At 67.4% G+C, this 7,769-nt stretch carries 9 protein-coding genes; 1 reads left to right on the forward strand and 8 read right to left on the reverse strand.

Annotated elements, in window-relative coordinates:
- Positions 1-270: 270 nt before the first annotated feature.
- Positions 271-1,149 carry an SDR family oxidoreductase gene (locus K2X24_RS06465; RefSeq protein ID WP_292495867.1) on the reverse strand — a complete coding sequence of 293 codons (879 nt, stop codon included), beginning with the start codon at positions 1,147-1,149 and terminating at the stop codon, positions 271-273.
- A gap of 208 nt (positions 1,150-1,357) precedes the next feature.
- On the opposite strand from K2X24_RS06465, the gene K2X24_RS06470 reads away from it, so the two are divergent.
- The gene (locus K2X24_RS06470) at positions 1,358-2,311 is read left to right on the forward strand and encodes a LysR family transcriptional regulator (RefSeq protein ID WP_292495868.1); all 954 of its coding nucleotides are present in this window, start codon (positions 1,358-1,360) and stop codon (positions 2,309-2,311) included.
- A gap of 298 nt (positions 2,312-2,609) precedes the next feature.
- Here the strand turns inward: K2X24_RS06470 and pufC are convergent, their stop codons facing one another.
- From pufC to bchZ, 7 genes are all read right to left on the reverse strand, one after another.
- On the reverse strand, positions 2,610-3,731 hold the full coding sequence (gene pufC, locus K2X24_RS06475; protein WP_292495870.1) for a photosynthetic reaction center cytochrome PufC: 1,122 nt from the start codon (positions 3,729-3,731) through the stop codon (positions 2,610-2,612).
- Positions 3,728-4,720 carry a photosynthetic reaction center subunit M gene (pufM, locus tag K2X24_RS06480; protein ID WP_292495872.1) on the reverse strand — a complete coding sequence of 331 codons (993 nt, stop codon included), beginning with the start codon at positions 4,718-4,720 and terminating at the stop codon, positions 3,728-3,730. Before pufM ends, pufC begins: the two co-directional genes overlap by 4 nt.
- 27 nt (positions 4,721-4,747) lie before the next feature.
- Positions 4,748-5,572: a photosynthetic reaction center subunit L gene (pufL, locus tag K2X24_RS06485; RefSeq protein WP_292495875.1), complete on the reverse strand. Its 825-nt coding sequence runs from the start codon at positions 5,570-5,572 to the stop codon at positions 4,748-4,750.
- A gap of 108 nt (positions 5,573-5,680) precedes the next feature.
- Positions 5,681-5,869: a light-harvesting antenna LH1, alpha subunit gene (gene pufA / locus K2X24_RS06490; RefSeq protein WP_238278141.1), complete on the reverse strand. Its 189-nt coding sequence runs from the start codon at positions 5,867-5,869 to the stop codon at positions 5,681-5,683.
- A 14-nt stretch (positions 5,870-5,883) separates the two neighbouring features.
- The gene (pufB, locus tag K2X24_RS06495) at positions 5,884-6,105 is read right to left on the reverse strand and encodes a light-harvesting antenna LH1, beta subunit (RefSeq protein ID WP_055956020.1); all 222 of its coding nucleotides are present in this window, start codon (positions 6,103-6,105) and stop codon (positions 5,884-5,886) included.
- Positions 6,106-6,304: 199 nt separating this feature from the next.
- Positions 6,305-6,520 carry a hypothetical protein gene (locus K2X24_RS06500; protein WP_238278139.1) on the reverse strand — a complete coding sequence of 72 codons (216 nt, stop codon included), beginning with the start codon at positions 6,518-6,520 and terminating at the stop codon, positions 6,305-6,307.
- Positions 6,521-6,639: 119 nt separating this feature from the next.
- Positions 6,640-7,769: chlorophyllide a reductase subunit Z (gene bchZ, locus K2X24_RS06505; RefSeq protein WP_292495885.1), on the reverse strand; the 1,130-nt coding region annotated here is incomplete at its 5' end.

Here is a 7,769-nt window from a genome sequence, read left to right on the forward strand (position 1 = left end):
TCATCGGGCCGATGCGTCCTCCACCATCTCACCGAACGCTCGGTCGAGGGGCAGCACGCCCTCATCCCCGCCGAGGGGCACTAACCCCGATGGTACCCGACCCGATGCGGCAACGATCGACGCCGGAAACCTTCGAGGCATTTCGGAGAGCAAGACAGGATCGCCCAATGCAGCGACGGGCGTGATCGCGTTCCTCGGGCCAATGCGATCGTCGAACGCACACCATGGTGCGAATTCGGCGGCGGGCCCTTCGACCCGCCGCAGGGCGTCTCAGATCATGTGCGACATGCCCATCGCCTTCAGGATGTCGTTCTGGACGGGGGCCACGGCCTCGTTGATGCGCGCGACGCCGTAATCCAGGCCCTCCGGCATCACGACCGTGCGCAGGGGACGTCGTTCCTTGGCCTCGACCAGCCGAGCGATGGCATCGGCGACGAACTGCGGTCGGGGGGGATGGGCGGAAGCGTGGGATCGATCGGCGTTGTCTTTGATCTGGCCCGGTATCGATGCGACCTCGCCGTAGGAGGTCAGCACCCCCGTATCGGACGGCTGGGGGCTGGACGAGATGAGGTTGCTTGGGAACGGACCTGGCTCGACGATGACCGAATCGATTCCGAAGCTGCTCAATTCGTACCGATAGGACTCCGCCAGCGCCTCCAGGGCGAACTTGCTCGCCGAGTAGACGCCGAAGAAGGGAATGATGAACCGCCCCATCAGCGACGTGACTTGCACGAGAAGGCCTTCGCCGGCGGCACGCATGTGCGGCAGGACGGCACGGTCGGTACGGACGGCCCCGAAGAAGTTGACCGCGAACAGCCGCTCGACATCGGCAGTCGTGTAGGCTTCCGTTACCCCGATAGGCATCAGGCCGGCATTGTTGACCAAGACATCGATCTTGCCGTGCTGGGCGATGACGTGGTCGATGGCGGCCTGGACCGATGCGTCGCCGGCCACATCCATCTCGAGAACCTGGAGTGAATTTCCTTCCGCCTTCGCGGCTCCGACCAGTTCGTTCCGGACCTGACTGTTTCTCCCGTCGACATCGCGCATGGTGGCGATCACGGTATGACCGCGCCTTGCGAGTTCCAAGACCGTGAGTTTCCAGAAACCACTGCTCGCGCCGGTTACGACGACAACTTTCCCGCTCATTTTTGAAGACCTTCTCTATCGAGCCGTGCCGTGGGGCAGACGACGCCGCCGGTCGCCCATGAGGCCGTTCGGGTCCTGTCCAGGCTGCGCTGTGCGCCGAAGGCTTCTCTAGCGTAGATCTTCGGTCGGCATTAGGCCGATCAATTCGCTTCTTTGTTTCCCGATACGCTACAATCCGCGAAGCGAACGCGACACGACGGGATCATCGATGCGGGACAAATTCGACGGCGTGCAGATCTTCGTGGAAGCGGTCGAGGCAGGGGGGTTCGCGCGGGCGGCAGACCGGCTGTCCCTGTCGCGATCCGCCGTCGGAAAGGCCGTAGCCCGGCTCGAAGGCCGGCTCGGCGTGCTCCTGTTCCAGCGGACCACACGAACGCAAAGCCTGACCGAAGCGGGGCAGCAATTCTACGAACATTGCCTGCGGGCAGTAGAGGAGTTGCGGAGCGCCGAAGCGCTCCTCGAATCGGGCCGCCAGGAGGTCGGGGGGCGATTGCGGATCTCAATGCCGGTCCTCTTCGGCCGGCGCTGCGCGGCGCCGATCCTCCTCGACTACGCCAAGGCGCATCCGAAGCTGGAACTCGACCTGAACTTCAGCGACCGGGTCATCGACCTGATCGCCGAAGGCTTCGATCTTGGATTGCGCTTCGGAGCCCTCGGGAACAGCAGTTCCCTGCGGGCCCGGCGGCTAGTGACGGAACGCATGGTGCTGTGCGCCTCCCCGTCCTATCTCGAGACGCGTGGACGCCCGGACAAACTCGCGGATCTCGCGGGCCACGACACACTGGCCTACGCGCGCGGCGATCGCGGCTACGTCTGGCGCCTGCCGGATGCCAGCGGCATCCTCGTCCCGGTCTCTCCCCAGGCCAGGCTGCAGTTCGACGACGTCGAGGTCATCCTGAGCGCCGCCAAGGCGGGGCTCGGCCTCTGCTGGCTCCAGCATTGGCTGATCCGCGACAGCCTCCAGGCAGGCGAACTCGTCCAGCTCTGGGCGGAGCGACCCTACGCGACCATGGATTGCTACGCGGTCTGGCCCGCGACCCGGTATCTGCCGTTGCGGTCACGCCTTGCCATCGATGCGCTCGCCAGCCGAATGCCGAGAGACGACATTCTCAATCGCAGAACGACCGATAGCGACGACCGGGAAGCTCGAACTTTCGACTGAAAGCGGATCGGCTGAAAAACCACCCTCCGCAGCCCTGCGCGTTCAAGATGAACGGGCTCCGACCCAAGGAATGAGGGGGGCCGGGTCACCCTCGGGCAGGCGAGGCTGGCATAGCCGGCCTCATTGCCGACGCCGTCCCACAAGGGGGAGGAGAGCCGGTCGATGGCTTGGATGGGCGGATGCGTTGGACGCGCCGCCGGGGTTTCCGCGTAGAGCCGCCCTCCGCGAAGCGGACAAGTGAAAAGTGGCCGTCCGGTTGCCCGGGCGGCCTCTGTCGTCTCGCCCGCGCCCCGGGCCGTTATTGCGGGGCGGGCGCCGGTTGCGCCGGGGTCGCCGGCATGGTGGGCGGGTTCGCCGGCATGGCGGGCGGGTTCGCGCTGGCGGTTTCGGTGGACTTGGCCAGTTCCGGATAGGCGTCCACCACGTGGGCGCCGTTGAGGGGCTTGTTCTGTCCGTTGTGGCAGGTGGTGCAGTTCACCTTCGGCACGTCGCCGAGCGCCCCGAGGCGGTTGGGCGGGAAGGTCGAGGTCAGCGGCTCCATGTAGTTGCCGTTGATGTCCCGCACCATCCGGATGCCGTGCCAGGCGGTGGTCCGCTGCGGCGTACTCTGCGACCAGTTCGAGATCGCCCGGGTGTTGTGGCAGAAGGTGCAGTTGACCCCTAAGCCCTCCGACATGTGGATCATGAGGCCGTAGGTCTTCTCCGCGTCCTGGATCGGCTTGCCCTTGGTGGTGGGCAGGGCCGTGGTCGAGTTCACCCGGATGACGTTGTTGTCGATGGTCTTGTCGGCCAGATACTCGGTCAGGGTGTCGTAGGGCAGCGAGGCGAGGCCGACCGAACTCTTGGCGAGGTTCTGGCCGTTGTTGCGGGCCGTGAAGCCGCCGGGGCGGTTCGGGCCCGGATCGGTGAACCAGATGTTGGCCGGCACCGGCTGGCCCCGGTGGCAGGTGTAGCAGGTGACACCGGCGCCGCCCGTGTGGTTGTCCTTCCACTCGCTGTTGAGATGTTGCGTCATCTGGAGCATCCGGCGGGCGACCTTCTTCTGGTAGAGGCTGTCGTCGGCCATGTTCTCGGTGTTGTGGCAGTAGGTGCAGCCCTGCTCGGGGCTGACCCACTCGGTCATCGAGACCATCAGGCGGTTGAACTCGTTGACGCTGACGTTCTTGAGGACCTGGACGTTCTCGTAGGTGGTGCCGGCGAGATCCTCGCCGGGTTCGGCCGGGTCGGCGGGTGCGGGCGCCAGGTTGGCCTCCTTCTTCTCCGCCACCGCGTCGCGGGTGTGGACCTGCGCCATCGCGGTGCCGCGATAGCCGTTCTGCTGGACCGCCAGGGGCGGCCGGTCCCAGTCGGTCAACCCGATCATCGCCACCGTGAGGAAGAAGGCGACGGCGGCTCCAAGGACGGTGAAGAAGATCTTCATGGAGCTCCCCCGGGAATGGTGGTGGCAGAGGTGGCGAGCGGATCGATCACGGGCGGGTAGACCTGCGGGTAGGCCGGGGCGACGCCGTGCTTGACCGCCCAGAGGTACCAGTTGTCGACCACCGTGCCGGTGAGCAGGATGCCGATGCCGCCGGTGAGCGTGGTCAGGACCGCGAACCACCAGGCCCAGCGGTGGATCGATTCCATGGTGGCGTTGAAGCCCATGGTCCAGCGCCAGAACAGGGCCGCGCGTTCCGTGGCGGTGCCGCGATCGACGATCTGGTCGATCTCACGCTCGCCGCCGAAGCGGCTCACCGCCAGGATGGTGCCGCCGTGCATCGCGAAGAGCAGCGTCGACCCGTACAGGAAGACGATCGAGAGCATGTGGAACGGGTTGTAGAACAGGTTGCCGTAGCGGAGCGAGAAGGCGGCGGTCCAGTCGAGGTGGGGGAAGATGCCGAAGGGCACCGCCTCCGACCAGGAGCCCATCAGCACGGGGCGGATGAAGCCCAGCACCAGAAACAGCCAGATCGCGGAGGCGAAGGCCCAGGGCACGTGGTAGCCCAGGCCCAGCGCCTTGGCCCGGCGGAACAGGCGCAGCCACCAGAGCAGCACCGAGGCGGTGAGGAAGAAGCCGGCGATCAGCCACCAGCCGCCCTCGGCCAGCGGCGGCAGGACCCGCAAGCCGTATTGCGGGCGCGGCGGCTCGAGGGCCAGCCAGGGCAGCTGGCGCACGAACTGGACGGGGTCCCAGTTCACGGAGGCCCACATGTTGAGGCCGATGATCTCGAAGGCGATCAGCCCGCAGGCGAAGGAGAGCGCCCCGAGATAGCCGATGTAGATCGGGCCGACCTGGGCGTTGCCGATGAGGCCGAACAGGTAGGAGTTGAACGGCGTGCCCCAGCGCTTGTTGGAATCCACCGGGATGCCGAGGTCCGGCGCGATCGGGCGGACCTGCACTTCGGAGAAGATGTTCTGGTAGTAGGCCATGGTATCACGAGCCTCCCTTTATCGAGATCAGCGCCAGACCGGGAGATTGAGCCACCAGCCCCACCACTCGGGCCAGCCGCGGGTCCAGATCGGGCCGCTGATGACGATGCAGACCGCGCTCCAGAAGCCCGCCGAGAGCGCCAGGAACAGGCCGAGCCGGTGGATGCCCAGGGTGCCGATCGAGTAGCCGATGGTGTCGCGGAAGAACGTGTCCTCGTGCTCGGGCGTCTTCACCACCTCGCCCTTGCCCGGATTGGTGGAGGACAGGATCAGCGAGCCGTGCAGCGAGAGCGCCAGCGTCGTGGTGAAGAAGAACGTCACCGCCAGCATGTGCGCCGGATTGTAGTGGAAGTGCAGGTACTGGTAGCCGGTGTTCGAGACCCAATCGAGGTGGGACAGGATGCCGTACGGGAAGCCGTGGCCCCAGGCGCCCATCAGGAGGGGCCGCACCACCACCAGGGTGACGTAGGCCAGGATCGCCACTGAGAAGGCGAAGGGCACGTGGTAGCCGATGCCGAGCTTGCGGCAGATCTCGACCTCGCGCAGGGCCCAGGAACAGAACGCGCCCACCGCGCAGAAGGTGATGATCTGCCAGAGGCCGCCCTCCTGGAGGGGGGCCAGCGCCAGCCCGTACTTGAGGTCGGGCGGCGCGATGTTGATCTGCCAGATGTTCCAGGTCGGCCCCAGCGCCGCGCCGTAGATGATCAGGGCGGTGCCCAGCACCGAGAAGAACAGCGTCGTGACGCCGAAGAAGCCGACGTAGAACGGCCCGACCCAGAAATCGAACAGGTCTCCGCCGACCAGGGTGCCGCCGCGGATGCGGTATTTTCGTTCGAAGCTCAGCATCGCCATCGCGACCTCCCAGGCCCACCACGCTCTTTGGCGATGGTCGACGGGTGGCTCGTGGCCAGCCCGCCGATCATCCGTGTTCGGGGTATTCTGCTCTGGATGCCGGCCCGGTCAGGCGGGCATCGTCGGCAGAACCAGCGTCTGCGCGTTGGCCGCGCGCGGCGCCTTGGGGCCTTCCAGCCAGTTGAACCGGTCGGTGCTGAGCAGGATGAAGTGGATCAGCAGCGCCAGGACGAACAGGAAGGTGAAGAGCGCCACGAGGGTGCGGCGCGGATCGAAGAGAAGCCAGACCTTGTGCATGATGAGGGTCCTTCTCAGGAGAGCAGGGAGACGACGCCCTGGGCCGCCGTCTCGAGGGCGGCGTAGCCCTTCGGTCCGGGCAGCCACGGGCGCCACAGCCACACGAGGATGTGGGCGACCACGGCGATCGCCGTGAAGATGATGAAGCTCGTCAAGAAGATCGCGTGGAACTCCTTGGCTTCCGGTTCCGTCAGCCCGGACAGGCTGCTCGGTTTCTCGACAATGCCATTGGCCATCGGTTCAAACCTCCGCTGTGACTGGCCGCGCCCGCGGATCGGGAGACGGCGGGGTGCGCCTCGGGCCGCGCGGCGCGGATCGAGGCGGTCCTTCCCGCCTGTTCGGACGGGAGGTCGATCGGGGGCCGGGCGTGACGCCTCGGCCCGAGGGGCAAACGGGTGGGAGCGGCGCCGCGCGAGCGGACCGCTCCGGGGGGCATCACCCCATGAAGACGAAGGGGATCGCCGAGACGGCCATGGCCCGCGCCTCGGCGAAGACCGAGCGGCGCGGCTGGGCGACGGCGCTGCGCGCCTGCGGCAGCACGCGCTGCACCACGGCGGCGGCGAGGAAGAACGGGTAGGTCGTGGCCAGGAGGATGCGGGCCTGGACCTCGTCCTGATGCAGGCGCGACACCGGATTCAGCGAACGTTGCATGGGATCTCTCTCCTGGCGTTCCGCGGCGGGACGCGTCCTTGCGAGGACGCGCGGGGTCGGCATCGACCGGCTGGACGGCGCCGCGCCGCTCCAGCCGGAAAGGGAATGGTGGCCGGCGCTCATGCGGCGGCTCCGAGGCTCGCCTCGGCGCGGGCGCGCTCGACATGGTCCGGGACGACCCGGCCCGCGCCGGCCTGGCGCGCCGCCCGCTCGGCGGCATCGCGCAGGCGCTTGGCGGCCGAGATCCGCACCAGCACCGGATGCGCCTCGACGAGTTCGTCGAGGCGCGCGCGCGCCGCCTCGTCCCAGGGCAGCTCGCGGTGGAGCCGGGCCGGGGTCGCCTCGACCTTGTCCATGTCGCGGGCGAGCGGCAGGATGTGGAAGAGCATGTCGAAGAGCGCGTTGCAGACCTCCTGGACGAGGTAGGTCGCCCCGGAGAACCCCATGAAGGGCGTGCCCGTGTGCCGCCGGATGATGGCGCCCGGGAAGGAAGCCGGCACGAACACCGCGCGGGCGCCGCACTCGGCCGCGTACATCCGCTCGTTGAACGAGCCGAACAGCACCAGCGGCGGGTTCTTGGCGATCATCTCGCGGATGGCGGCGTTGTCGGTCTTGGCGCCGGCCTTGCGGGACTCCGCAAAATGGCAGGGCAGGCCCATCTCGTCCTCGAGGAAGTGCCGGACGCCCCGCGCGTAGGTCTCGGAGGCCACGATGCCGAAGCTCGCGGTGCCGAAGAAATCCTGCGTCACCGAGCGCCAGAGATCCCAGACCGGCTTGATGGTGGTGTGCTTCTCGCGCTCGATGAACGGCTCGGGATCGAGGCCCAGCGCTTCGCCCAGCGCCCGCAGGAACGCGCAAGTCGAATGGATGCCGATGGGGGCCTGGAAGTAGGGACGCTCCAGGGCCTCGCAGAGCAGGCGGCCGAACTCGCGGTAGAGGCAGATGTTGGCGTCCGCGTTCACGAGCGCCGGCACGTCGGCCAGATGCGAGCCGAGGGGGAATACGAGGTTCACCTCGGCGCCGATGCCCTCGACCAGGCGGCGGATCTCGGCGAGATCGGACGGCATGTTGAAGGTGCCGTAGGCGGGCCCGATCAGGTTCACCCGGGGCTTCACGCCCTCCTGGCGTTCCGGCCGGGCCGGGATGCCTTTCTTGGCGAAGCGCTTAGCGCCGTATTCCTGCCAGAGCCAGGACATGGCCCGGTCGGCGGTCTGCCACTGGTCCTCGTCGATGGTGCGCGGCAGGAAGC

The organism is Methylobacterium sp. (assembly GCF_019750675.1).
In the GTDB taxonomy this organism is placed as follows: Bacteria; Pseudomonadota; Alphaproteobacteria; order Rhizobiales; family Beijerinckiaceae; genus Methylobacterium.

Bases quoted from the DNA above. Each gene is read 5' to 3' on its own strand.
- pufA (WP_238278141.1), bottom strand. From the start codon at position 5,869: ATGCACAAGGTCTGGCTTCTCTTCGATCCGCGCCGCACCCTCGTGGCG.
- K2X24_RS06465 (WP_292495867.1), bottom strand. From the start codon at position 1,149: ATGAGCGGGAAAGTTGTCGTCGTAACCGGCGCGAGCAGTGGTTTCTGG.
- K2X24_RS06470 (WP_292495868.1), top strand. From the start codon at position 1,358: ATGCGGGACAAATTCGACGGCGTGCAGATCTTCGTGGAAGCGGTCGAG.
- pufL (WP_292495875.1), bottom strand. From the start codon at position 5,572: ATGGCGATGCTGAGCTTCGAACGAAAATACCGCATCCGCGGCGGCACC.
- pufB (WP_055956020.1), bottom strand. From the start codon at position 6,105: ATGGCCAATGGCATTGTCGAGAAACCGAGCAGCCTGTCCGGGCTGACG.
- pufM (WP_292495872.1), bottom strand. From the start codon at position 4,720: ATGGCCTACTACCAGAACATCTTCTCCGAAGTGCAGGTCCGCCCGATC.
- K2X24_RS06500 (WP_238278139.1), bottom strand. From the start codon at position 6,520: ATGCAACGTTCGCTGAATCCGGTGTCGCGCCTGCATCAGGACGAGGTC.
- pufC (WP_292495870.1), bottom strand. From the start codon at position 3,731: ATGAAGATCTTCTTCACCGTCCTTGGAGCCGCCGTCGCCTTCTTCCTC.